Origin of the sequence: Yersinia rohdei ATCC 43380, assembly GCF_000173775.1 — a bacterium.
Taxonomy (GTDB): domain Bacteria; phylum Pseudomonadota; class Gammaproteobacteria; order Enterobacterales; family Enterobacteriaceae; genus Yersinia; species Yersinia rohdei.
This window is the reverse complement of record NZ_ACCD01000030.1, coordinates 22,138-48,994: the sequence shown is the minus strand read 5'-3', so window position 1 is coordinate 48,994 and position 26,857 is coordinate 22,138. Positions and strand designations below refer to the sequence as shown.

The window sequence follows — 26,857 nt, the reverse complement described above, 5'->3', positions numbered from 1 at the left end:
CCATTACGCCGTTATGCAAGGTTGTATTGGTCGCAGTGGCACCTTTGGCGATATTAAACTGACCGCCATCAATAGAAGTACCTGTCGTTGCGGCATTTTCCGCTAAATTCAAGGTACCGTCTTTGCGGATATAGGTATTAGTAACAATGCTACCTTGAACCACATCAATAGTCCCGCTGACTAAGTCAGTTCTATCCGCCGTGGTATCAGAGGCAATGTTAAATTTACCGTGATTAACCACTGTACCTTCGGTTTTTGCTTTATCTTTCAGTTCAAAGACAGCACCTTGGTTTACTGTGGTGTTATTTGCGGTTTGATGTTCAGATAATGTTAAGACAGTTGCATTATTTAACGTGGTTTTATCGGCGATAGCGCCGTCGGCAATAGTAAATGTGCCGCTATTAACAATGGTGTTCTCTGCTCGCGAGCCTTCTTCCAGGGCAAAAGTCCCACCATTAACAGTAGAGTCGATCACTGTGGCATCTTTCTTCACAGTAACATTACCGTGAGATTCCATGCCTGTGGCTTCAGAGAATGCGTCTAAAATAGCACTCGCGTTTTCTTCAATTTTGGCATTGACAGATTTAGCCAACTCAGCCGCTACACCACTCAAAGTTAGCATGCCACCCTCTTTGACAATGCTATTGGTATCTGTACCGCGGGTGTTGACCAATTCGCCAGCAATCTGAGCACCAAACGAGTTGGCTCCTTCGGCTAATTCTAATTTGCCACGGTTATGGACAATACTTCCTTCAGCAATACCATCTTCTTCAACTTTTTGCGTACCAAGAATAATGCCGTCAACGGATTTGGCGTTGTTTTTGATAGTTTGGGTATCACCAAGTTTAACTTGCTGTTTTTTAGCCAGCTTACCCTCTTCAACATCTAGGGTGGCAATCTGTGGGGTTGCATTAATTATTTTGTCATCTACAGCTTTAATGTGTTGTGCTAGTTCTGTCAGTTTATCTTTAACAGTTTCATTGTTGTTGAGCTCAAGCTGATAGCTCTCATTTTTAGTTTTTTCAGCAGTTTTTAGTTCGTCTAATGAGCCCAAATTACCTATCAATGCCACTGCCGCTGCAGTCTCTTCTTGAGTCTTAAGTTGTTTTTTAAACTCCTCAGCTGAAGGCACGTATTTGCTATAGGCGTCAGTTACTGACTCATAGTTTGCTGTTAATTGTTCAAATTCTGCTTTAGTGTCATCTGGATCAAGATTATTATTATTAATAATATTTTTATATTCATCTGTAACTTCAGTGATGGCAGCCTTCAGTTTATTCTGCAAATCAGTTAAGTCGATGGCACCAAGTTCTGCCATAGGTGTTTGACCATTAAATTTAGTTAACCCCGTTTGTAGCTCTGTAGCAGCTGACTGGACAGTATTTATTGCCGTTTTTAGGTCATCTTGATTTGCGGTACTCATCTTCGCAGTTATTGCATCGATCAGTATTTTTGCTTCTGAATTATCTTCAGTTATCCCTTTAATTGTGGGAGTATCATTTTTTTGTTGAGTTAATTTATCAACCGCATTGTTAACGACTTCTGCCGCTGCCACTTGGCTTTCACGAACCTTATAGTGTTGATTGGCTAATTCATAAGCCTCTTTGGCATCTTTTATAGTAGTATTTTGGTCTAATAGCTCTCCGGCTTCTTTTTCTGATTCTTGTTTTTCCGCTCTCAGTTTTTGAATGGCATCACTATCCGCTGCATTCCACTCAATTTCATCTACGGGCACAGTTTTTATTGTTTCAAATTCAAGCTCATTACCGCCATTACTAATAAATACACCACCTTCTGCGATACGTTTGAAGTCGCCAGTGGGTGTATATATTAAATTTGGATTTTGTGCCGCTATTGCACCACCGGATACCAGTGATGAGATCAATAAAGAAAGTGGTAAAATACGCGTATTTAAAGTCTTACAAGGTTTCATATATATTTTCCTGTTCGCAAATAAGCAATTTATAAATATGTATCTAAACAGTGGTGTGAATTTCGAAATGGAATATAACTAAAATGAAATGCTTGAGTCACTAGCAGAGGTGGTATTTAAAAATAATATAATTTAAACTTAATTTAAGATTTTATTTTAATATTTAATTGATAATATAATTTATCGTAACACAATGATTTTGTTGGATTTATTATTATGTTTTATTGTTTTTTTTAAAATAAAATTATTAATTTATATTGTTCATATTTTGGTGTGGAAATAGTTTAAATATAAAATATTAGCGGTTATTTTCTTTGTGCTTTTATGATATTTTGTCGTTTTTTAATAGTGTTTTTTGTGCTTATCGTTGCTGATAATAACCTACAATGACATTCGCACTGGCGGGGATGAGATATCTTGGGTATTGGGTATTAGATGATGTTAGCTCCGGAGTTATGGGCTATTTTAGCTAACGGGGGCGCTCTAAAATCTATAACACTCTAGTGATTTAGGGACGACGGAGGGGGATTTATAAGCAGAGAGGATAAGTGGATAATCAGACCGGGTAGAAAAAATGTGAATCACGCCCAATACAATAACGAAAAATAATGCGTGCTATATTAAATCCGGTGAATGCTCTGCAACATAACCTGCATCTTTGTTTTCGCCCAGAAAACCCTCTATGACTCTGTTTTACTCAGAGCCATAGAGAAAATATCAATTTAAAAATGGATGATTAAATAAGCTATCACCCCTTCTTTTTCACATGACTAATTCCAGTTTCACCGGAATGTTCTTATAAGCAGGAATGCCACATTGAGGATCAAAATTATCTAATGAAATAAGATTATTAGCCTCTGGGAAGTAAGTGGCTACTGAATGCTCAGCCATATCATAAATAACAACAGTTAGGTTGTCTAAACGCCGGTCTGTTGAGTGATTATTACAATCCAATGCAATGACGTTTACTTTGTCACCTTGTTTGATTCCTTGTTTTGTGGATTCATTTTGGCTGATAAAGATCACGTCACGTTGACCAAACACACCACGATAGCGATCATTCATGCCATATATGGTGGTGTTATATTGGTCATGACTGCGCAATGTTGCCAATATTAATTCACTATTAACCGCAGATTCTGGGTCTTCAATAACGCCTTTTGTCGTCATAAAGTTGGCCTTGCCTGACTCGGTAATCCAATGACGATTAGAGGCGGCATTAGTGAGATGGAAGCCTCCAGGTATTCTGATGCGTGCATTATAATCATCAAATCCTGATAATACCGCCTCCATTGCATCGCGTATCAGGTCATAGTTATTAATAAAATTATCCCAATCAACTTTAGTTTTTGTGATTGTTGCTTTTGCAAGGCCGGCAACAATAGCCGGTTCTGACTTAAGATAAGGGCTAATAGGTTTTAACAGCCCTCTTGAAGCATGCACCATTGACATGGAATCTTCGACAGTAATACTTTGTGCTCCACCCAATTGCATGTCAATTTCACTACGGCCTAATACTGGGAATAAGAATGTATTCTTTGCCGTAAGTAAATGTGAACGATTAAGTTTTGTCGCAATATGTACTGCCATATCTAACTTTTTCATACCCGCATAACAAGCATCACGATCAGGCATTGCGACAGCCAGGTTACCTCCCATACAAATAAGTGCGTTAGCACTGCCCTGATAAATAGCCTTCATGCTCGCCACTGCGGCATGGCCAAAATCACTCGGAGGGCAGAAACCAAAGTGTTTTTCTATATTATCCAAAAATGTCTTACTTGGTTTTTCCGTAATACCTACAGTACGGTCACCTTGCACATTGGAATGCCCGCGTAGAGGACAAATCCCTGCACCATCACGACCTATATTCCCTTTTAATAATAATAGATTGACGAGTTGCTGAATATTTTGAGTGCCATGTTGATGCTGAGTTATGCCCATGCCATAACAAATGATGGTATTTTTTGCTGCAATATAAAAATCTGCTATTTCTTCAATGTGTTCACGAGAAATACCTGATACTCGCAGAATATCATCCCAGTTGCTGGATAAAATATTCTGCTCTAGTTTTTCATAACCATTTGTATGTTCAGCAATAAAATCAATATCTAACACTGAGGGTTGGTTGCTAGCTAATGCGGCATTGTGACGTTCAATAATGCACCGCAAAACACCTTTAATCAGCGCAGTATCACCACCAATACGCACTTTATAGTAATTTTGGGCTAATTTTGTCGATTCCAACGTTAGCATTTCGACAGGATCTTGTGGGTAAGTGAAGAACTCAAGTCCGCGTTCCCGCAACGGATTAATGGCAATAATTTTCACACCAAGTTTGGCCGCATCACGTAATGAACTTAGCATGCGCGGATGATTTGTCCCTGGATTATGGCCAATACAAATAATTAAATTGGCTTTTTCAAAATCTTCTAATAAAACAGTCCCTTTACCAACACCAATTGATGCCGCAAGCCCAACGCTGGTTGGCTCATGGCACATATTTGAACAGTCCGGAAAATTATTAGTTCCATATTCCCGAGCAAAGAGTTGATATAAGAACGCAGCTTCATTTGATGTTCGGCCTGAAGTGTAAAATTCGACAGTGTTCGGGTCAGAGTAACTGCGTAAGTGAGTGCCCACTTGCTGAAATGCTTCATCCCACTCTATTGGCTCGTATTTATCTGTTGTTGAGTTATATTTCATTGGATGGGTCAGACGGCCTTCATTTTCTAAATCATAGTCATCCCACTCTAATAGTTCGGATACTGTGTGTTTGGCAAAAAATTCAGGGGGAGTTCTTTTAGATGTCGCTTCCCAAGCCAATGCTTTTGCACCATTTTCACAGATATCAAATGACGCCGTGTGTTTAGGATCTGGCCATGCACAACCAGGACAATCAAAACCTTCCGGTTTGTTCATATCAAACATTGCAATGACATCATGGCTAATATTCATTTGCCCGCGTAATGCCTCTGCGACCCCTTTTACAGCACCCCATCCGGCGGCTGCACCTGTATAGTTTTCGATTTTTATTTTCATTGTCACGGCTCCATTACTCATAAATATAATTTATTAGTTACTTAAAATAGATTAGTGGGTTTGCTGAGTTAATCGAATTTTTCAGTCAAAAGCTGTGCTCGACCTTGCTGGGTAACCAAACAACCAATTGAAAATTAATATAAATTATTACAACTAAAATTCGGGGGCGTATGGGCTAGTGTTGCGTTAATACATAGCAACCGGTAAGATTTTCACTAAGGTATTTATAGGGCTATAATGAATCACATTCTTTAGGATCAAGGTAACCTCATGACGAACAAGCAAACTAATTTAGACCTTACAGAAAAACAAAAAGAAGAAATAGACATCATGGCGTTGCAAAGAGTTAGAGCGATGAACAGTGATGAATTCTTCTGTAACAGCATTGACCAGAAAGTTCATTCAATGGAAGAACATGTTAGAAACTATTTTCAGTCACGTTTTACGTTCCATTTGAATAAAGAAAAAAGCGATAAATAATTGAGCTTAAAACCGCCCATTTATTTTTAGCTTTATTGCGTTATAGCGAATGTCAGGTAACTTGTTATTTTTAGGATGTTACCTGACAATATAGCTAACAAGAAATGGATAAAACATAATTACTAACAAATTGATTTAATTGCAAAAATATGCTGGAAACTGATGGGTTGGTGCCCTAGGTAATTATTCTGAGTCATATTTATCTTTAACCCGAAACTATATTAATAAAGCCTATAAAAACACGCGCCTGGAAAGGAAGTTAATGGCGCAGTGTAAATTAATAATATTTAAAATATTATAATCTATAAAGGAAAATATATATTAACTCTCATGATGATTTTGCTGTTCAATTTTAATTAAATTGAAACTGTTTTTGAGAAAATAATACAGAATTTCCTTATATATAAACTCCTTCATAGCAATGCTACAATCGCCCGGTTGGATCTTTCAGGGAGCGATGTATGAATTATTTCGGTTTGCAGGGGTGGCAATCAGTGCTTAAAAATTGGCAGGTAACTATTTTGGCCGTAGCAGTCATAATGCTAGCCGCCTGTGATGATGGTAGTAATAAAGAAGCCGCCGATCCGGCGAAGCCTCCTGTCGCCACCGCCAGCCTACCCGTGGTGAAAAAACTCGATACAGCGTCATTGGCAGAGCTGGCAAAACGCCATGCAAATCAGCCACTAACATTACTGGATGCCTCTGAGTTACAACTCGATGGTGCCAGTGCGCTGGTGTTAACTTTTTCCATCCCCCTTGATCCCAAACAAGATTTTGCATCTCGCGTGCATTTGGTAGACAGCGTCACCGGTAAAATTGATGGCAGTTGGGAGCTTTCCGACAACCTCACTGAGCTGCGTATGCGGCATTTGCTGCCGGAGCGCAAGCTGGTGTTAACCATAGACAGCGGGCTAACCGGCATTAATGGCGCGGCGCTTTCGCAATCGCAGCAGCAAAATATCACCACCCGAGATATCAAACCCAGTGTCGGTTTTGCCAGTAAAGGCTCTTTATTACCGGGTAAATTGGCTCAGGGCTTGCCAGTAATGGCGCTCAATGTTGATAACGTCGATGTTAATTTCTTCCGTATTAAACAGAACAGTTTGGCTAATTTCCTGGCGACTTGGCAGAACCGCAGTGCGCTGTCTAACTGGGAATCAGACGAACTATTGAAAATGGCTGATTTAGTTTATACCGGCCGCTTTGACCTTAATCCCGCGGCTAACACCCGCGAAAAACTGTTGTTGCCACTTGCCGATATTAAGCCATTGCAAGAATCCGGTGTTTATCTGGCGGTGATGCAGCAAGCCGGGCATTACAGCTATACCAATGCCGCCACCTTATTTACCCTGAGTGACATTGGGGTGTCGTTGCACAGCTACCATAATAGGATGGATGTCTTTACTCAGGCATTGGCGGGTGGGGCGGCCTTGAAAGGTGTGTCGCTGCAAGTGCTGGATGAAAAAGGCCAAGTGCTGGTTCAAGCCGAAACCGACGGGCAGGGCCATGCACAGCTGGCAAAGAATCCCAAAGCGAAATTACTGTTGGCGGCGCAAAACGGGCAAACCAGCCTGATTGACCTTAATGCCCCAGCACTGGATTTGGCCGAGTTTGATATCGCTGGGCCGGAAGGTTTCCAAAAACAGTTTTTTGCCTTTGGCCCACGGGATTTATATCGCCCAGGAGAAACCTTAATTGTCAATGGGTTACTGCGGGATGCGGACGGAAAACCTCTCACGACTCAACCGGTAAAAGTTGATATTCTTAAACCGGATAACCAGGTGGCGCGCAGCTTTGTCTGGCAGCCACAGGATGGCCTGTATCAATACCAATATGCCATTCCTGAAGCTGGGCCAACCGGTGAATGGTCACTGCGTTTGGATCTGGGTGATAATCAACCGCGGCTGTATAAATTCAAAGTAGAAGATTTCCTGCCAGAGCGCATGGCACTGGAGATTGCCACCCATAAAGAACCTATCGCCACCGACAGCGAAGCCCGCTTTGCCGTGACCGGGCGCTATTTATATGGTGCACCAGCATCCGGCAATCGCCTGCAAGGCCAGCTGTTCTTGCGCCCACTGCGGGAAGCTGTCGCCGCGCTACCGGGTTTTGAATTTGGCTCGGTTACCGAAGAAAATCTGTCGCGCACTCTGGATGAGTTTGATACCACCTTAGACAGCGAAGGCGAAACTGATATTGCGGTGGATAACAGCTGGCAGGACGCGCAATCGCCGCTGAAACTTATTTTACAGGCCAGTTTGCTAGAGTCTGGTGGGCGGCCCGTGACTCGCCGAGCTGAGCAAGCATTATGGCCAGCCAGCGCACTGGCAGGTATTCGCCCGCTGTTCAATAAACAGCAAGTTTATGATTACCGCAGTGACAGTTATAAATCGCAAGCTATGGTAGACCAAGATACCCAAGCTGATTTTGAAATCGTTTATGCCAATGCAAACGGCGACAAACTGGCTGTTAATGATCTGAAAGTAAAACTGGTACGTGAGCGCCGAGATTATTACTGGCAGTGGTCAGAAAGCGAGGGCTGGCAGTCGCTGTTTGACAAAAAAGATCTTATTTTGGCAGAGCAGGCGATAGATATTCCCGCCAACGGCAGCGACAAAATTAGCTTCCCAGTGGAATGGGGCGCTTACCGCCTTGAAGTCAGCAATCCTAATAACCAACTGGTGACTAGCTCCCGCTTCTGGGCCGGTTATAGCTGGCAAGATAATACGGGCGGCAGTGGTGCGGTGCGGCCCGATCAGGTCAAACTGACACTGGATAAACCGGCTTACCGACCGGGCGAAAAAGTGAAACTGCATATTGAAGCACCGGCTGCCGGTAATGGTTATTTGCTGGTTGAATCCAGTGATGGCCCATTATGGTGGCAGGAAGTGACTATTCCAGCTGGAGGCACAGAGGTTGAAGTGCCAATTAATTCGGATTGGAATCGTCATGACCTTTATCTTAGCGCGACAGTGATTCGCCCTGGTGATAAGTCGCAGCAAGCCACACCAAAACGCGCGATTGGTTTGTTGCATCTGCCGCTAGTGGATGAAACGCGCAAGCTGGCGTTGCAATTGGATGCCCCAGCCCGTATTCGCCCGAATCAAACATTAACCGTCAAAGTGAAAGCCAATCGTAGCGGTGCGCCACTGCCAGAAAAAGTGCAGGTTTTGCTGTCGGCAGTGGACAGCGGCATCTTGAATATTACTGATTACGCAACCCCAGACCCCTATGATGCCTTCTTTGGCCGCAAGCGCTACAGTGCTGATCAATATGATATTTATGGGCAGTTGATTGAGGGGCAGGGGCGTTTGGCGAGCTTGCGTTTTGGTGGTGATGGCGATGACGAAGATGCGCTATCGCGTGGCGGTAAAAAACCTATTACCGAGGTCACGATAGTGGCGCAACAAGCCCAGCCGGTGACCTTAAATGCACAGGGCGAAGGCAGCATTGAACTGGCTATCCCTGACTTTAACGGCGAGTTGCGCTTGATGGCGCAAGCCTGGAGTGATGAAGATTTCGGCAAAGCAGAGTCCAAAGTGGTGGTTGCGGCCCCGCTAATTGCGCAACTGGCCACACCGCGCTTTCTTGCCGGCGGTGACCGCACGCAGCTGGCATTGGATTTGAGCAATCTGTCCGGCCAACCACAAACACTGTCACTTCAATGGGTTGCTAGCGATTTACTGGCACTTGATGGTGAGAGAACTCAGTCTGTTTCGCTGGCTAAAGGTGAACGTAAAACGCTGTTGATTCCGGTGCGGGCTTTGCCGGGTCTGGGTCAGGGTGATATTGGGCTGACCATCACCGGCATGGTCTTACCGGAGGAAAAACTGCCAGATTATCAGCATCATTGGAAAATTGGGGTGCGGCCAGCTTATCCGTCACAGACGCGCCATTTCGCCAATGTGCTGCGCAGTGGCGATAGCTGGAGCTTGCCAGCCGAAGCCATTGAGGGGCTGATACCTGAAACCCTGCAAGGGCAATTACTGATAACTAGCCGCCCGCCACTGAATTTGGCCCGCTATATCGCTGAATTATATGCTTATCCTTACGGTTGTTTGGAGCAAACGGTGAGCGGGTTATACCCTTCGCTGTACAGCAATAATGCCCAGCTGACCGCCATGGGTATCAAGGCCGACAGTGATGAAAAACGGCGTAAAAGTATCGATGTCGGTATTGAGCATCTGCTGGGTATGCAGCGCTACAATGGCAGTTTTGGCCTGTGGAGCAATAGCAGCCCGGAAGAGTTCTGGTTAACGGCTTATGCCACTGATTTCCTTTATCGCGCCAGTCAGCAAGGCTACAGTGTGCCGGCGGCGGCATTAACCGCTGCCAATAATCGCTTGCAGCGTTATTTACAAGACCCAAGTCAAATTGAAATTCGCTATAGCGAACAAGACAAACATACCCGTTTTGCGGTGCAGGCTTATGCCGGTTTAGTATTGGCGCAGCAGCAACAGGCATCACTGGGTGCATTGCGGCAACTGTATACCCGCAGCAATGATGCGCGCTCCGGCTTGCCGCTGGTGCAACTGGGGGTAGCACTGAAATTAATGGGTGATATGCCGCGAGCTAAAGAAGCCATTAATCAGGGGCTGAAGACTCACCGCAGTGATAAAGATTATTGGCTGGAGGATTACGGCAGTGCTCTGCGCGATGATGCGCTGATTTTGGCGCTGTTGACTGACAATAACCTACTGCCACAAGAGCGCGACTCCCGCCTGTTGGCGTTATCCAATGCGCTGGTGGGCCGTAATTATCTGTCTACACAAGAGAGTAACGCACTCTTCCTGGCGGGACGCACCCTGATTAATGGTGCTGAAACGCCGTGGCAGGTGACAATTGCACCGCAGTTAGCGCCGCTGGCAGGCAGCCCGACATTGACGCAAAATGCCGCACTGACTCAAAACTGGTCAGCATCACAACTGGCTGACGGGATGCAATTACAAAACCCGGGCGATGTCACCTTGTACAGTCGCCTGGATATCGTCGGGTATCCACAGCAGACGCCAGTCCCTTTCAGTAATAATTTACATATCACCCGCAGTTATATTGGGCTTGATGGTAATCCGTTGCAGTTATCACATCTTAAAAGTGGCGAACTGGTTCTGGTACACTTAGACGTCTGGGCCGATAAACGGGTGCCGGATGCATTAGTGGTGGATTTACTGCCCGCCGGACTCGAGCTGGAAAACCAGAATTTGGGCGACAGTAGCGCCAGTCTGGGGGAAAGTGCCAATAGTGTGACGGAGTTATTGCAGGATATGCAGCAATCGGATATCAAACATCAAGAGTTCCGTGATGACCGCTATGTTGCTGCGGTGAATGTTGATGCTTATCGCCACACGACCTTGCTCTATCTGGCGCGCGCGGTGACGCCGGGAGTCTATCAAGTGCCCGCACCACAGGTGGAATCCATGTATGTCCCGGATTGGCGGGCGCTCGGAAGCACTGTGTTGCAGCTTGAAATTTCTAAGTAAATACTGACTTCCCTGGTGCGGCTGATGGTCGGTCACCGCACCAGTTTGGGACTTAATGTTATTGATGCGCAACGTTTTTTTCTCTCGCCATCGCCGCAAAATTTGGGCGCTGGTGTTCATTGTTATGCTTATTCCGGCGGCTTTGTGGCTGGCAGATAAATGCTGGCCGCTGCCCTTGACGGAGGCTCAGGTGGCCCGGGTGGTTGTGGCTGAAGATGGCACGCCATTGTGGCGCTTCGCCGATGCTGACGGAGTCTGGCGCTATCCGGTTGCCCTACCAGATGTTTCCCCTTATTACCTGCAAGCACTGCTAACTTTTGAAGACCGCTGGTTTTACTCGCACCCTGGCGTAAACCCTTTGGCGTTGGTTCGAGCCACTTGGCAATATTTGCGCGCCGGTAAAATCCTCTCTGGGGGTAGCACGTTATCAATGCAGGTTGCCCGCCTGATTGACCCACATCCCCGCACTTTGACTGGTAAATTACGCCAAGTTTGGCGAACCATGCAGTTGGAATGGCATTTTTCTAAAGATCAAATTCTTGAAATTTATCTTAATCGCGCCCCTTTCGGCGGCACATTACAAGGAATTGGTGCTGCCAGTTGGACATATCTTGGCAAACCGCCCTCACAATTGACGCCAGCAGAAGCCGCACTACTGGCGGCACTGCCCCAAGCCCCAAGCCGCTTACGACCAGACCGCTACCCACTGCGGGCCAAAGCCGCGCGGGATAAAGTTTTAAGCCGGCTGGCTGATTATCAGGTCTGGTCGGCAGAACAAGTGGCTGATATAAAACAAGAAGATATCTGGCTGGCACCACGTCAGGTGCCGCAACTAGCGCCATTATTGGCCCGCCGCGTGACCCGTGGTAATCAGCGGGAAGTTATCCAGACCACTGTTGATGCGGGGTTACAGCGGCAATTAGAAGATATGGCGGCGGGGTGGCGTCACCAGTTGCCAGAGAAAACCTCCCTAGGATTACTGGTGGTGGAAAACAGCACGATGAATGTCCGAGCTTATCTCGGCTCGGTCGATTTTGAGGATAATAGCCGCTTTGGTCATGTGGATATGGTCAGCGCCTGGCGTTCGCCGGGATCGACATTAAAACCCTTCTTATATGCGATGGCATTGGATGATGGGCTGATTCATGCCGAATCACTGTTACAGGATGTGCCGCGCCGTTTTGGTGACTATCGGCCCGGTAATTTTGATACTGGGTTTCATGGCCCGGTCAGTGCCAGCGAGGCACTGGTTCGCTCACTGAATCTGCCCGCAGTGCAATTACTGGAGTCTTTTGGTCCAAAACGCTTTACAGCTAATTTGCGCAATGGCGGTTTAAATTTACGTTTCCCTCCACACAGTGAGCCGAGTTTGGCGGTGATCCTTGGGGGGACTGGTGCGCGCTTGGATCAGTTAGTGGCCGCCTACAGTGCTTTTGCTCGTGGTGGAATGGCCGCCACATTACGTTTTGAGCCACAACAGCCAGTGCAGGAGCGGCGGTTATTCTCCGCCGGAGCCGCATGGATTACCCGACGGATTATGGCGGGTGAGGCGCGGCCGTTACCGGATGATATTTTACCGGCTATTGTCCCGTTGGCGTGGAAAACCGGCACCAGCTATGGCTACCGTGATGCCTGGGCGATAGGTATTAATGCCCGTTATACCCTCGGTGTCTGGGTTGGGCGGCCTGATGGCACGCCAGTCGCCGGTCAATTTGGTTACGCCACCGCCATCCCTATCCTCAATCAGGTCAATAACCTGCTGATGACCCGCTCTCAGCAAGCTGTTCAGCAGTTACCACGCGATCCCCGACCCTCATCTGTTAGTCGGGAAGAAATTTGCTGGCCGGGCGGCCAACCATTGGCCATCGGGGACAGTAATTGCCGCCAGCGGCGTCAAAGTTGGGTTCTTGATGGGACGCTGCCCCCGACAATGCCCGCTCCAGGGCAGGAAAATCTGCAAGGGAGCCAACTCAGCCTGTGGCTAAATGCGCAAGGGCTGCGAGTGGCAGCCGATTGCCCGGATGCAAAACCTGTGCAATTAACATTATGGCCACTGCCACTTGAGCCGTGGTTGCCGCCGACAGAGCGCCGCAGCCAGCGGTTACCCGCCGCCAGTCGCGAATGTCCACCTCAAGGTAATCTCAATGTGGCTCCACTGCTTATTTTGGGCATCCGTGACGGTGCGGTAGTGAAACGCCTACCGGGCCAACAGAGTCTTGACCTTCGTTTGACGGCTCAAGGAGGCCGAGGGCAACATTGGTGGTTTTTAAATGGAGAGCAAGTTGCAGTAACAGAAAATAATCAATCATGGGTGCAAAAGTTATCTGCGCCCGGCGCTTATCAGCTCAATGTATTGGATGACAGTGGTCTGGTCAGTAATCTGACCTTTAGGTTGGAGTAGCAGCCGGTTTCGATTGAGTTAATTGCACGCCACAGCGATTCAGCTTTGGGAATCCAATATCACCCGTGAGCCCATCAGGTCTTGTGAAAAAACCGGTGTTAAGTTTATTCCTACGTGGTAATTATTTGCATTCCTGCCGCTATTTTATTGCGCCTAACTTCAAGGCAGAAAACTGATTTTTATGAGAATTGTGAGTTGTGCATAAAAATAGGCAATTAAGATAAATATTTTTTAATGAAATGTTGTAATTCCCGTATGCAAGCGCCAATCACACACATATAATCGGCGGCCACTGTACAGGGTCGGCATAATTTTGTAATAAAGGAACTGTCCGTCAGCCGAGTTTAACTGCTGTTAAGAGAGTTATCGCGGCGGGTTCCAAGTCCGGTCAATATTATATACCCAATAGGTTTCGAGAAGCAGATTGGCGGTAACCGAATGATTCCAATGAGTTGATGTAATTCAATGAGTTGGGGTTGATGGAAACCAAAAATCCTCTATATTGAAAGACGATGGGTAGAAATCCAATAGAGGTTATCATGGCTTTAGAACGTACTTTCTCCATTATTAAACCAAATGCTGTTGCCAATAATGACATTGGTGCCATCTATGCGCGTTTTGAAAGTGCTGGTTTCAAAATTATTGCTGCCAAAATGTTGCATTTGACCAAAGAACAAGCTGAAGGCTTTTACGCTGAACATAAAGGTCGCCCATTCTTCGATGGTCTGGTTGAGTTTATGACTTCTGGCCCAATTATGGTTCAGGTTCTGGAAGGCGAAAATGCCGTTCAACGCCATCGCGATATTATGGGCGCAACTAACCCAGACAATGCACTGGCCGGTACTCTACGTGCTGATTTTGCTGATAGCTTCACCGCGAATGCGGTACACGGTTCTGATGCTGTTGAATCAGCTCAACGTGAAATTGCTTATTTCTTCGCCGCAGATGAAATTTTTCCTCGCAGCTAATTAATTGATTCAGTTTAGGAATGGCTGCTATTTAATCAACTGAAACAATAAAGTTGGCCAGGCCCCTTTCTAAACATGGAATCCATGCATTAAAATTCGTACAATGCCGCGCCCTGGTGGAGACATCTCTGCCGGGGCGTTCTATTATTTATTCATCATCGCCGTTTCGAAAGCCGTACCCGGTTTAAAGCGCAGCGCCGTAAAGTGTAACAACGAGGCCACGACAACTCATGTCTGAACAATTATTAACTGCATCAATGCCGACTGATGCTGCTCCTCTGTCTGACAGCGCGGTTGAAACCGCAGCTCCTGTCACCGGCAAAATCAATCTGCTTGATTTAAATCGTCAGCAAATGCGCGAATTCTTTGCCAAAATGGGCGAAAAGCCTTTTCGTGCCGATCAGGTCATGAAGTGGATGTATCACTATTGCTATGATGATTTCGAGCAAATGACCGATATTAATAAAGGGCTGCGCGCCAAGTTACAGCGTGTAGCAGAAATCCGCGCACCGGAAGTGGCGGAAGAACAGCGCTCAACAGATGGCACTATCAAGTGGGCCATTAAGGTGGGCGATCAGCAAGTCGAGACGGTGTATATCCCTGAAGGTGAGCGCGCCACATTGTGCGTTTCATCTCAAGTCGGTTGTGCATTGGAATGTAAATTCTGCTCAACTGCCCAGCAAGGTTTCAACCGCAACCTGCGAGTCTCTGAAATTATCGGCCAGGTATGGCGAGCGGCGAAGATTATCGGTGCATTAAAATCAACCGGAACCCGGCCAATCACCAACGTGGTTATGATGGGTATGGGCGAACCATTGCTGAACCTGAATAACGTGGTACCCGCGATGGATATCATGATGGACGATTTTGGCTTCGGCTTATCTAAACGTCGTGTGACGCTATCCACTTCAGGTGTGGTGCCTGCACTGGATAAATTGGGTGACATGATTGATGTGGCGTTGGCTATCTCGCTGCATGCACCGACAGATGATATCCGCGATGAAATCGTGCCTATCAACCGCAAATACAATATTGAAACCTTCTTGGCTGCGGTTCGTCGCTATTTAGCAAAATCCAAAGCTAATGGCGGGCGAGTTACGGTTGAATACGTTATGCTGGATCACATCAACGACAGTACTGAGCAAGCTCATCAACTGGCTGAATGTTTGAAAGACACACCTTGTAAGATTAACTTGATTCCATGGAACCCGTTCCCAGGGGCACCTTATGGCCGTAGCTCCAATAGCCGGGTGGATCGTTTTTCTAAAGTATTGATGGAATACGGTTTTACGACCATAGTCCGTAAGACTCGTGGCGATGATATTGATGCGGCATGTGGTCAGTTGGCCGGTGAAGTGATTGACCGAACCAAGCGGACATTGAAAAAGAAAATGGCGGGTGAACCTATTGCTATTAAAACAGTCTGATTTTTAATGCCGATTATTTGTGTATAACTATTTGTTATTAAACTTATAATTTGTAAGCTAATCAGTGCTGAAAAATTATTTAACCGTCAGATATAGGCATAATATGAGTGCCTGTTTATCTGGCGTTTAAAGTTAACGGGTATCTTCACATATAAGGACAATTAAGAAAGCATGAAGCTGACAAAACTGTGGAGAGTTTGCCTGATAGCAACTGTATTGGCGGGTTGCTCCGGTTCATCACCAGAAAATGCAAGCCAACCGGCGGCAGGGCAGACACGTTTACAATTAGGTTTAGAATATCTGGCGCAAGGTGATCTTAAGGCCGCGCGGCAGAATCTTGAAAAGGCTGTAGCAGCGGATCCACAGGATTATCGAGCTCAATTAGGTATGGCTTTTTATGAGCAACGTATCGGTGAAAACGATGCGGCAGAGCAGCGCTATCAACAAGCAATGAAATTGGCGCCTGGAAATGGCACTGTACTGAATAATTACGGTGCGTTTCTGTGTAGTTTAGGGCAGTATGTACCGGCCCAACAACAGTTTAGCGCCGCGCTGTTGTCACCTGATTACGGTCAGGTTGCAGATAGTCTGGAAAATGCGGGATATTGCTTTTTACGGGCAAACCAAAATGATCAGGCTCGAGTACTCTTGAGCCGAGCATTGAAGTATGATCCGGACAAAGGCGAGCCGCTGCTTGCAGAAGCTCAACGGCATTTTGGAGAAGGGAATCGCGCCCAGGCGCAATTATTACTGGATGTTTATCAACATGTACTTCCAGCCAGTGCTGAAAGTTTATGGTTACAAATTCGTTTCGCCGCGCTAGCAGGCCGTCAAGATAGTGTTCAACGCTATGGCAAGCAGCTTGCGCGAAGTTTTCCTCAATCCAAACAGTACCAGCACTTTCTAGCTAATGAATACTGAAGCCTCCCAAGATCAAACTGTTCCAGAGACGACAGGTGTGCGCCTGCGTCAAGCCCGCGAAGCACTAGGGCTAACTCAGCAGATGGTTGCAGAACGTCTGTGTTTGAAAGTATCCACAATCCGTGATCTTGAGGAGGATAAAGCGCAAGCTAATCTCGCCTCAACATTCCACCGTGGTTACATTCGTTCTTACGCTAAATTAGTTCATCTTCCTGAAGATGAACTGTTGCCAATACTGGCAAAGCAAGCACCAATCAGAGCGGCAAAAGTCGCCCCAATGCAAAGTTTCTCATTGGGTAAAAAGCATAAAAAACGTGATGGCTGGTTGATGAGTTTCACCTGGCTTATTGTGTTGGTTGTGCTCGGTCTGACTGGGGCATGGTGGTGGCAAAATCATCAGGCACAGCAAGCAGAAATAGTCACTATGGCTGATCAATCTTCTGCCCAATTGTCGCAAAATGGCGGGCAATCTGTGCCGCTGGCTGATGATAATAGCGATCCTGAGGCCTCTGCGGATGCCCAGGCTCAGGCTGCCAATAACCCGCCTTCTACTCCAACAGCAAATGGTACTGCGCCTGTGACCAACAGTGCAGCACCAGCGGATGCGGTGAATAACCCTGTCGGCACAACAGCCCCTCAAGGAACAAGTTCAGCGGAATCTGTCGTTGTTTCTCCAAGTCAGGCGCCATTGCCTGATGTTTCTACCCCGCAATCGCCCTTACCTACAGCAGACGCTGGGGTGAATGGTGCTACATCATCTGTGGGTTCATTAGTCATGAACTTTAAAGCTGACTGTTGGTTACAGGTTGTTGATGCGAGCGGAAAGACATTGTTTAGCGGTATCCAAAAAGGGGGCGCGACCCTCAATCTGTCCGGTAAAGCTCCTTATAAGTTAACCATTGGTGCACCAGGTGCATTAACGATTACCTATCAGGGGAATCCAGTAGATTTGAGTAAGTTTATTAAGGCTAATCGCGTAGCCCGCCTGACTGTCGGTGTAGAGTAATATTGTGTTTTTGACAAACAACGTCGTGGTTCTAACAAAGCATTATTGCGGTTTTGAAAGACGACTTCGTTGCAAAAACTACACGACTGTAAAGGAGAGAGTGTAATGCATAACGAATCCCCAATTATCCGACGTAAATCTACCCGGATTTACGTCGGTAAAGTGCCCATTGGTGATGGCGCACCGATTGCAGTGCAATCGATGACCAATACCAAAACCACGGATGTTGATGCGACTGTTGCCCAAATTAAGGCATTGGAACGTGTCGGCGTGGATATCGTGCGAGTCTCAGTACCAACTATGGATGCGGCTGAGGCATTTAAGTTGATTAAACAGCAGTCAAATGTTCCGCTGGTTGCCGATATTCACTTTGACTACCGTATTGCCTTGAAAGTTGCGGAATATGGTGTTGATTGTCTACGAATCAATCCTGGAAACATCGGTTCCGAAGAGCGAATTCGGTCTGTGGTTGATTGCGCTCGTTACAATAATATCCCTATTCGTATTGGTATTAATGGTGGATCACTGGAAAAAGATATTCAGGAAAAGTATGGCGAACCTACGCCAGAAGCCCTGCTTGAATCCGCGATGCGCCATGTCGATATCCTTGATCGTCTCAATTTTGATCAGTTTAAAATCAGTGTAAAAGCCTCCGATGTTTTCCTGGCTGTTAACTCCTACCGTCTGTTGGCCAAACAAATTAATAATCCATTGCATTTAGGGATAACTGAAGCTGGCGGAGCGCGCAGTGGCTCAGTTAAATCTGCGATCGGTCTAGGTTTGTTGCTGTCCGAAGGGATTGGCGATACTTTGCGTATTTCACTGGCAGCAGATCCGGTTGAAGAAGTTAAAGTCGGTTTTGATATTCTTAAATCTCTGAGAATTCGTTCCCGTGGGATTAACTTTATTGCGTGCCCAACCTGTTCCCGCCAAGAATTTGATGTTATTGGTACGGTAAATGCGTTGGAACAGCGGTTAGAGGACCTGATTACCCCGATGGATGTTTCTATCATTGGTTGTGTAGTTAATGGGCCGGGTGAGGCGTTAGTGTCAACCATTGGGGTCACTGGCGCACGTAATCATAGTGGTTTCTACGAAGATGGCGTTCGCCAAAAGGAACGTTTTAATAACGAAAAAATGATTGATCAGCTAGAAGCGAAAATTCGTGCCAAAGCATCAATGCTTGATGCAAATAACCGAATTGTTATCAATATGCTGGATGATAAATAAACGTTATTAGCGATGTATTGTAGAACAGAGTGAAAAAAGCGGGCGTGGCCCGCTTTATATTGCGCCAATAGAGGTAACAAATTGTCGCCATTGAATATATGGACGGCAAACCTCTATAATCGGCTTTATTTTTTGCACTATGCCCAATGTTATTGGTGTTGTTGCTCAAACTGCGGCAACATCAAGTCAACCGGTATAAAACTACAGAGAACAGACGTGGCAAAGAACATTCAAGCCATCCGTGGTATGAACGACTACCTGCCAGCCGATACGGCAATATGGCAGCGGATTGAAGGCATCTTAAAGCAAGTGCTGGCAGGCTACGGTTACAGCGAAATCCGCATGCCGATTGTAGAGCAGACCCCGTTATTCAAACGCGCAATCGGTGAAGTTACCGACGTGGTTGAGAAAGAGATGTATACCTTCGACGATCGCAATGGCGAAAGTCTGACACTGCGTCCGGAAGGGACGGCAGGGTGCGTACGTGCCGGTATTGAACATGGTCTGCTGTACAATCAGGAACAGCGTTTGTGGTACGTCGGCCCAATGTTCCGCTATGAGCGTCCGCAGAAAGGCCGCTACCGCCAGTTTCATCAGATGGGGGTGGAGGTTTTCGGTCTGCAAGGGCCTGATATTGATGCTGAATTGATTCTCTTGAGTGCCCGTTGGTGGCGCGCTTTAGGGATTTCAGAACATGTGAAACTTGAGCTGAACTCCATTGGGTCATTGGATGCGCGCGCAGATTACCGTGAAGCGCTGGTGGCCTTCTTGGAACAACATGTTGAGGTGCTGGATGAAGATTGTAAGCGCCGCATGTACAGTAATCCATTACGAGTGCTGGATTCCAAGAACCCGGATGTACAGTTGTTGCTTAATGATGCACCTAAGCTATCTGACTATCTGGATGAAGAATCCAAACAACATTTTGCGGGCTTGTGTGAACTTTTAGACCAGGCCAGTATCCCATATACCGTCAATGAACGTTTAGTTCGTGGTTTGGATTATTATAACCGCACGGTATTTGAATGGGTTACCAGCAGTTTGGGCGCGCAGGGCACAGTTTGTGCTGGTGGGCGTTATGACGGGCTGGTTGAGCAATTAGGTGGACGTGCAACCCCTGCTGTAGGTTTTGCTATGGGACTGGAACGTCTGGTTCTATTGGTGCAGGCGGTTAATCCTGAATTCAAAGTACCTGCGACAGTTGATGTATATCTCATCTCCTCAGGTGAGGGGACACAAAGTGCTGCAATGCAACTTGCTGAGCATTTGCGTGATGAGTTAGCAACGCTAAAGTTAATGACTAACTACGGCGGTGGTAATTTCAAAAAGCAAATTACCCGCGCTGATAAGTGGGGTGCCCGTGTTGCTTTAATACTTGGCGAAAGCGAAGTCGCGGCACAGCAAGTGGTCGTAAAAGATTTGCGAAATGGTGAACAAGAAACGCTGGCGCAAGCGGATGTTGCTGCGCGTCTGGCTTTGATGTTGGGTTAAGGAGAGAGACACCGTGGAAGTCTATACCACTGAAAATGACCAGGTTGATGCAGTGCGCCGTTTCTTTAGTGAGAATGGTAAAGCGCTGGCCGTGGGTGTGGTGCTCGGGATTGGTGCATTAGTGGGCTGGCGTTACTGGCAGAGTAATCAGAATACTGCCATGACGGAAGCCTCCTCTGCCTATCAGCAAGCCAGTGATGCTCTGTCAGCGAATAGTGCTGATGGTGTTGCTCTCGCTGAAAAATTTGTTCAGGGCAATAAAAATAACTACGGCGTATTGGCTGGGTTGGAACTGGCTCACCATTTTGTTGAGCAGAACGAGTTTGATAAAGCAGCACAACAGCTCACCCAAGCATTGGGCCAAACAAAAGATGAAAACTTGCTGTCGCTGATTAATCTGCGTCTTGCCCGTTTGCAACTGCAATTGAAAAAACCAGACGAAGCATTAAAAACACTGGATGCGGTGCAAGGAGAGGGTTGGACAGCAATGGCTCAAGATGTTCGTGGCGATGTATTATTAAGCAAAGGTGACACCGCAGGTGCGCGCGCAGCTTACAGTAAGGGCATCGAATCAAATGCATCTCAGGCGCTGCAAGCTTTGCTACGCATGAAATTGAATAACTTGTCCAACTAAGGGGTATTCCCATGCAATTGCGTAAAACACTCTTAGTAGGACTGGTTTCTGTTGCCCTATTGAGCGGTTGCTCACTTTTTAATAGTGAAGAAGATGTGGTTACCATGTCGCCACTGCCAAAAGTTGAGAACCAATTCACACCAACCAAAGTGTGGAGCACCTCTGTTGGTGGCGGTGTCGGCGATTATTACTCTCATCTGCGTCCTGCATGGCAGGGAACATCTGTCTTCGCCGCAGACCGTAAAGGTCTGGTAAAAGCGATGGAGGCAGACACCGGTAAGCAAATTTGGCAAACCGACCTGTCAGAGAAAACTAACTTCCTCTCCAGTAACCGTTCTGCGATGTTATCTGGTGGCGTAACAGCTTCTGGTGCGCATGTGTATGTTGGCAGTGAGAAAGCAGTGGTGTATGCGCTGAATTCTGACGATGGCCAAGTGGCATGGCAAACCGTGGTTGCGGGCGAAGCATTATCACGCCCAGTTGTCAGTGATGGCGTGGTGTTAATCCACACCTCAAATGGCATGCTGCAAGCGCTGAATGAATCTGACGGCGCTATCAAGTGGACATTAAATCTGGATACCCCAGCTTTGTCTCTGCGCGGTGAATCTGCTCCTGCGGTAGCATTTGGTGCAGCAATTGTTGGTGGCGACAATGGTCGTGTCAGTGCCGTGATGATGGAACAAGGCCAGTTAATTTGGCAGCAACGTATTTCCCAAGTGACAGGGACTACTGAGATTGACCGTCTGAATGATGTTGATACTACGCCGGTTGTTGTTGATGGTGTGGTTTATGCATTGGCATACAATGGCAATTTGACTGCCTTGGATTTGCGTTCTGGTCAAATTCTGTGGAAACGTGAAATGGGGTCAGTTAATGACATCATTGTCGACAGTGGCCGCATTTATCTGGTTGACCAAGATGACCGCATTATTGCCTTGAAAGCTGATGGCGGAGTAACCCTTTGGAGTCAAAGCGATTTATTACATCGTAACTTGACGGCTCCAGTGATGTATAATGGCTATCTGGTTGTAGGTGATGCCGAAGGTTATCTGCACTGGGTGAATACCGATGATGGCCGTTTTGTTGCTCAACAGAGTGTCGATAGCTCTGGCTTCCTGAGTGCACCAGTGATTGCAAGCGATAAGCTACTGGTTCAGGCGAGAGGCGGCACGGTGTACGCATTCACCCGTTAATTCTGACTTAGCGCCTGGTAACAGGCCAGTTATACCCCAAGTCATTGGAGTTGCAGCCAAGGCAGCAAACGAATGACAAATTGGTTGTAAACCGATTTGAATTGCGTTTGTGCTGGCCCATGAATATCGACAAACTGGCTTAGGTCAGTTATTCGAGTGAGTGAGCGCCGCTAATACCGCTGTAATTTCAAGGACGAAGGGTCTAAAGCGGCTCCTGAGATTCAGGGGCCGTTTGTCTTCTAAAAAACTGCGCTGTTGAATGTGAGATACAGCGCTGTAATGATTTGAAAATTAAGTAATGAGGCTTCAACAATGATACCTGTCATCGCGCTGGTCGGGCGCCCGAATGTGGGTAAATCCACACTATTTAACCGCTTAACGCATACCCGAGATGCGTTAGTTGCGGATTTTCCCGGGCTAACGCGTGACCGTAAATATGGTCGTGCCGAGGTCGAAGGTCATGAGTTTATTGTTATCGATACCGGAGGTATTGATGGCACAGAAGATGGCGTAGAAACTAAAATGGCCGGCCAATCGTTATTAGCGATTGAAGAAGCTGATATTGTGCTGTTTATGGTCGACGCCCGTGCTGGATTGATGCCAGCGGATCAGGGGATTGCTCAACATCTGCGCAGCCGCGAGAAAGCGACTTTTCTGGTTGCGAACAAAACTGATGGTATTGACCCAGATACAGCAACAGCTGATTTCTATTCATTAGGCTTGGGTGAAGTTCATGCTATTGCTGCTTCCCATGGCCGTGGTGTGACTCAGCTGATTGAAGATGTTATGGCTCCTTATATGGATGCCGAAGAGCCAGAAGTAGAATTAACCGACGAAGAAGCTAATGCTGCCTATTGGGCTGCACAGGAAGAAGACGAAGACGCTATTCCTGAAGATGAAGAGGATGATTTTGATCCACTGAGTCTGCCAATCAAGCTGGCCATTGTCGGGCGTCCTAACGTAGGTAAGTCCACACTAACCAACCGTATCCTCGGTGAAGATCGTGTGGTGGTTTATGATATGCCGGGCACAACGCGTGACAGCATTTATATTCCAATGACCCGCGATGAGCGCGAATATATTCTGATTGATACTGCCGGTGTGCGTAAGCGCGGCAAGATAACTGAAGCGGTTGAAAAATTCTCGGTTATTAAAACCTTACAGGCCATTGAAGATTCCAACGTTGTGCTGTTGGTTATTGATGCCCGTGATGGGATTTCGGATCAGGATTTGTCTCTATTAGGCTTTATTCTTAATAGTGGGCGCTCACTTGTTATTGCGGTCAACAAATGGGATGGCATGTCTGAAGAAGCCCGTACACAGGTTAAAGATATGCTAGACCTGCGTCTTGGTTTTGTTGATTTTGCCCGTATTCACTTTATTTCTGCTTTACATGGCAGTGGTGTGGGTAACCTGTTTGAATCCATACAAGAAGCTTATGATTGCTCTACCAAGCGAGTGGGTACTTCCTTACTGACCCGTATCATGCAAATGGCAGAAGAAGACCATCAACCTCCTTTAGTACGTGGTCGCCGCGTGAAGCTGAAATATGCTCATGCCGGGGGATATAACCCGCCGATTGTGGTTATCCACGGTAATCAGGTGACTGACTTGTCAGACTCTTACAAACGCTATCTGATGAATTACTTCCGTCGTTCACTGAAAGTAATGGGTACGCCAATTCGTATCCAGTTTAAAGAGGGCGAGAACCCGTTTGCAGGCAAACGTAACACGTTAACGCCAAATCAAATGCGTAAACGTAAACGTTTGATGTCGCATCTGAAAAAAGCTAAGTAATAGCAGCAAAGCGCGGGTTATCCGCGCTTTTTGCATTTTGGATGTTATATAACAGTAAACGGTAGGGGGTGAATGTCAGCCATGTCTTGGGAAACCTGGAGTTTTGCATTTAGTGTAACCGTGCCTAGCTTATTGATGATGTTACTCGGTGTGCTATTACGGCGTTTTGGTTTGATGGATGACCGCTTCTGTGATGGCGCGACCAAATTAGTTTTCAATCTGGCGCTCCCCTGCCTGCTATTTTTCAGTGTTGCCACCAATCACGTCAGCTTGCTGGATAACTTGCCTCTGGCTATCTATGGCGCAGTTGGCACCTTAGTCACCTTTTTATTGCTTGAAATCGCCGCTAAGCGGCTGGTAAAAGACCCACGAGAGCGAGGTGTCTTTGTGCAGGGCGGTTTTCGGGCCAATACCGCGATTATGGGCTTGGCTTTTGCTATGACCGCTTATGGCGCTGAGGGGGTTGCTCTCGGGTCGATGTATCTGACGGTGACAGTATTATTGTTCAATATGTTATCGGTAATAACACTGACCCGCAGTTTGCAAACCGGGCAGGGCGGGGCAATCAGCAAAATGGCATTATTGCGCAGCATTGTCACTAACCCATTGATTATTGGGTTGCTGTGCGGTGTGGTTTATGCTCAAACCCACTTACCTATTCCTCAAGTGATTGTACAAACTGGCAGCTATATCTCAGCTTTGGCACTTCCGCTGGCGTTACTCTGTACTGGCGCGAGCCTCGATTGGCATGCCATGTTCCGATCTTCTAATGTGGCAGCATTATCCTCGGTGGCAAAACTCTTCGTGGTGCCTATATTGATGACTGTGGGTGGGTTATTTATGGGATTCCGAGGCGCAACCTTAGGGATCATTTTCTTGTTTTCGGCTACCCCAACCGCCGCTGGTAGCTATGTCATGACCCGTGCGATGGGGGGAAATGCGGTGCTTGCCGCAAATATTATTGCACTCACCACCGTCGGTTCATTCTTTACCACTGCGCTGGGTATCTATTTCTTGCGCTCGTTGGGTGTGATGTAAAATTCAGGAGGAATTTATGGCGGCGTTATGTCCGGTTTGTCAGCAGGTAATGGAGCAAGTGAGTGACCACTTTCATTGCTCTCACTGCCACGGCTACTATCGACAGGAGGCTGAATGCCCTGATTGTGGCAAGCCACTGCAAGTATTGAAAGCTTGTGGTGCTGTGGATTATTTTTGTCAGCATGGTCACGGGCTGATTTCGAAAAGTCGCGTCCACTACAGTTATCTGCCGAGGGTGTGACCGGGTTTGTTTGGCCAGCAAAAAATCGTGCTGGCCTGGTGGTGCTAAGCTGTTTTATTGCGGCGCTGTTTTACGACTCGGCAGCTTTACGCTGGCGTGGTTTCTTGGGCGCATCATTTTTTGCCATAGCGTTTTTTGTCACCTTAATCTGAGTGATTTCACTTTCTACCCAGCCATCTTGCAGCCGGGTCGTGAGCTTATCACCGGCATGCACTTGTTGGGTGGTTTTGAGTACCGCGCCCTTTGGGGTCTGGGTGACACTGTAGCCACGGGCCAGTGTTGCTAATGGGCTGACTGTCTCCAGTTGTGAACAGGCGATGCCAAAACGCTGGCGATAGCCGTTTAACTGGCGTTCCAGAGCTTGGTGTAAACGGTATTCTTGCTGTTGCACCCGCTGGTTATAGCGGTGGATTTGCCCTTGTGGTTGAACCTGAATCAAACGTTGCTGAAGCCGTTCAGTGCGCCGATATAGTTGGCGAATTTGAGCCTGTGCGCTCTCTGCTAACCGGCGTTGCAGTTTTAATAACAGCGTTTGCTGGCGAGCTAAACGCAAATGCGGATGCTGCTGCTGAAGCCGATGTTCAAGGCGAGTGAATTGCTGGCTACGTTGCGCCAGATAGTAATCCATCGCCATTTCCATCCGCTGTTGCTGGCCCTGAATTTGTCTCATCAGCTCTATTTGGTTACGGCTGACTAACTCAGCGGCAGCGGACGGAGTCGGGGCGCGCAAATCAGCAACAAAGTCCGCGATGGTGACATCGGTTTCATGGCCGACAGCACTGACAATAGGAATGTGGCTGTTAAAAATGGCGCGGGCAACCCGCTCATCATTAAAACTCCACAAATCCTCCAGTGAACCGCCGCCACGCCCGACGATTAACACATCACATTCAGCGCGCAGGTTAGCCAATTGGATAGCTCGCACTATCTGCAACGGCGCATCAACGCCTTGTACTGCGGTGGGATAAATAATAACCGGCAGTGAGGGGTCACGACGTTGTAAAACTTGCAAAACATCGTGCAAAGCGGCACCGCTGGATGAGGTAATCACCCCGACCTGCTTGGCTGGGCTGGGGAGTGCTTGCTTGTGAGTTTGGTCAAAAAGCCCTTCTGCGGCCAGTTGCTGTTTAAGCTGTTCAAACTGTTGTTGCAGTAATCCGTCACCGGCAGGTTGCATGCTTTCGGCAATTAATTGGTAGTCACCGCGCGGTTCATACAGGGTAATTGATGCCCTGACCAAAACTTGCTGGCCATTTTGCGGGCGAAAAGTGGTTCGGCGATTAGTGTTGCGGAACATCGCGCAGCGCACCTGCGCCCGGTCGTCTTTTAAGGTGAAATACCAGTGACCCGATGCCGGTTGAGAGAAATTGGAAATCTCGGCCGTGAGCCAAATCTGGCCCATTTCCATTTCCAGCAGTTGCCGTACCGTCTGATTCAGGCGGCTGACAGTAAAAATTGTTGACGTAGAAGATTGCGACATGTGACCTGGATCAAGTTTTTAAACAAGCACTTAATTGATCGATATTACCTTCCTCAAACCACTTAGCAAGAAAAATAATGAGAAAGTGCTGGAGG

General features: G+C 46.9%; 17 protein-coding genes. 14 read left to right on the top strand and 3 right to left on the bottom strand.

The annotated features are described in order from the left end of the window. Together YROHD0001_RS02915 and YROHD0001_RS02920 are read right to left on the bottom strand one after the other, a co-directional pair. Positions 1 to 1,933 (bottom strand): AIDA repeat-containing protein (locus YROHD0001_RS02915; RefSeq protein ID WP_004716165.1); only part of this gene is annotated, 1,933 nt, incomplete at its 3' end. 762 nt (positions 1,934 to 2,695) lie between these two features. Next, positions 2,696 to 4,975: an FdhF/YdeP family oxidoreductase gene (locus tag YROHD0001_RS02920; RefSeq protein WP_032817880.1), complete on the bottom strand. Its 2,280-nt coding sequence runs from the start codon at positions 4,973 to 4,975 to the stop codon at positions 2,696 to 2,698. Between the two features lie 270 nt (positions 4,976 to 5,245). On the opposite strand from YROHD0001_RS02920, the gene YROHD0001_RS0118540 reads away from it, so the two are divergent. The 14 genes from YROHD0001_RS0118540 to YROHD0001_RS02985 all read left to right on the top strand — a co-directional run bounded on the left by YROHD0001_RS0118540 (position 5,246) and on the right by YROHD0001_RS02985 (position 25,282). Next, entirely contained in the window at positions 5,246 to 5,455 is a 210-nt protein-coding gene (locus YROHD0001_RS0118540; RefSeq protein ID WP_032817877.1) for a hypothetical protein, read from the top strand. A 461-nt stretch (positions 5,456 to 5,916) separates the two neighbouring features. Then, positions 5,917 to 10,935 carry an alpha-2-macroglobulin family protein gene (locus YROHD0001_RS02925; RefSeq protein ID WP_004716161.1) on the top strand — a complete coding sequence of 1,673 codons (5,019 nt, stop codon included), beginning with the start codon at positions 5,917 to 5,919 and terminating at the stop codon, positions 10,933 to 10,935. 64 nt (positions 10,936 to 10,999) lie between these two features. Then, on the top strand, positions 11,000 to 13,336 hold the full coding sequence (gene pbpC, locus YROHD0001_RS02930) for a peptidoglycan glycosyltransferase PbpC (RefSeq protein ID WP_032817890.1): 2,337 nt from the start codon (positions 11,000 to 11,002) through the stop codon (positions 13,334 to 13,336). Positions 13,337 to 13,875: 539 nt separating this feature from the next. Beyond that, complete coding sequence (gene ndk, locus YROHD0001_RS02935) at positions 13,876 to 14,304, top strand: nucleoside-diphosphate kinase (protein WP_004707890.1); 429 nt, start codon at positions 13,876 to 13,878, stop codon at positions 14,302 to 14,304. 257 nt (positions 14,305 to 14,561) lie between these two features. After that, positions 14,562 to 15,731 carry a dual-specificity RNA methyltransferase RlmN gene (gene rlmN / locus YROHD0001_RS02940; protein ID WP_390620185.1) on the top strand — a complete coding sequence of 390 codons (1,170 nt, stop codon included), beginning with the start codon at positions 14,562 to 14,564 and terminating at the stop codon, positions 15,729 to 15,731. Between the two features lie 171 nt (positions 15,732 to 15,902). After that, entirely contained in the window at positions 15,903 to 16,652 is a 750-nt protein-coding gene (gene pilW, locus YROHD0001_RS02945) for a type IV pilus biogenesis/stability protein PilW (RefSeq protein WP_004716157.1), read from the top strand. Next, positions 16,642 to 17,658, top strand: a complete 1,017-nt coding sequence (gene rodZ, locus YROHD0001_RS02950; protein WP_032817874.1) for a cytoskeleton protein RodZ — start codon at positions 16,642 to 16,644, stop codon at positions 17,656 to 17,658. The genes pilW and rodZ overlap by 11 nt, the downstream gene beginning before the upstream one ends. Before the next feature lie 105 nt (positions 17,659 to 17,763). Beyond that, entirely contained in the window at positions 17,764 to 18,888 is a 1,125-nt protein-coding gene (ispG, locus tag YROHD0001_RS02955) for a flavodoxin-dependent (E)-4-hydroxy-3-methylbut-2-enyl-diphosphate synthase (RefSeq protein ID WP_032817873.1), read from the top strand. Positions 18,889 to 19,104: 216 nt separating this feature from the next. After that, positions 19,105 to 20,379 (top strand): histidine--tRNA ligase, encoded by a 1,275-nt coding sequence (gene hisS / locus YROHD0001_RS02960; protein WP_004716154.1) that lies wholly within the window; start codon positions 19,105 to 19,107, stop codon positions 20,377 to 20,379. A 13-nt stretch (positions 20,380 to 20,392) separates the two neighbouring features. Then, entirely contained in the window at positions 20,393 to 21,013 is a 621-nt protein-coding gene (locus YROHD0001_RS02965; RefSeq protein WP_004716153.1) for a YfgM family protein, read from the top strand. An 11-nt stretch (positions 21,014 to 21,024) separates the two neighbouring features. Beyond that, positions 21,025 to 22,206: an outer membrane protein assembly factor BamB gene (gene bamB, locus YROHD0001_RS02970; RefSeq protein WP_004716152.1), complete on the top strand. Its 1,182-nt coding sequence runs from the start codon at positions 21,025 to 21,027 to the stop codon at positions 22,204 to 22,206. A gap of 312 nt (positions 22,207 to 22,518) precedes the next feature. Next, on the top strand, positions 22,519 to 24,003 hold the full coding sequence (gene der, locus YROHD0001_RS02975; RefSeq protein ID WP_004716151.1) for a ribosome biogenesis GTPase Der: 1,485 nt from the start codon (positions 22,519 to 22,521) through the stop codon (positions 24,001 to 24,003). An 81-nt stretch (positions 24,004 to 24,084) separates the two neighbouring features. Then, the gene (locus YROHD0001_RS02980; protein ID WP_032817888.1) at positions 24,085 to 25,041 is read left to right on the top strand and encodes an AEC family transporter; all 957 of its coding nucleotides are present in this window, start codon (positions 24,085 to 24,087) and stop codon (positions 25,039 to 25,041) included. 16 nt (positions 25,042 to 25,057) lie between these two features. Then, positions 25,058 to 25,282: a zinc ribbon domain-containing protein gene (locus YROHD0001_RS02985; RefSeq protein WP_004716149.1), complete on the top strand. Its 225-nt coding sequence runs from the start codon at positions 25,058 to 25,060 to the stop codon at positions 25,280 to 25,282. Positions 25,283 to 25,352: 70 nt separating this feature from the next. Here YROHD0001_RS02985 and xseA read toward each other — a convergent pair whose 3' ends face one another. Beyond that, positions 25,353 to 26,762 carry an exodeoxyribonuclease VII large subunit gene (gene xseA, locus YROHD0001_RS02990; RefSeq protein WP_004716148.1) on the bottom strand — a complete coding sequence of 470 codons (1,410 nt, stop codon included), beginning with the start codon at positions 26,760 to 26,762 and terminating at the stop codon, positions 25,353 to 25,355. Positions 26,763 to 26,857: the final 95 nt, after the last annotated feature.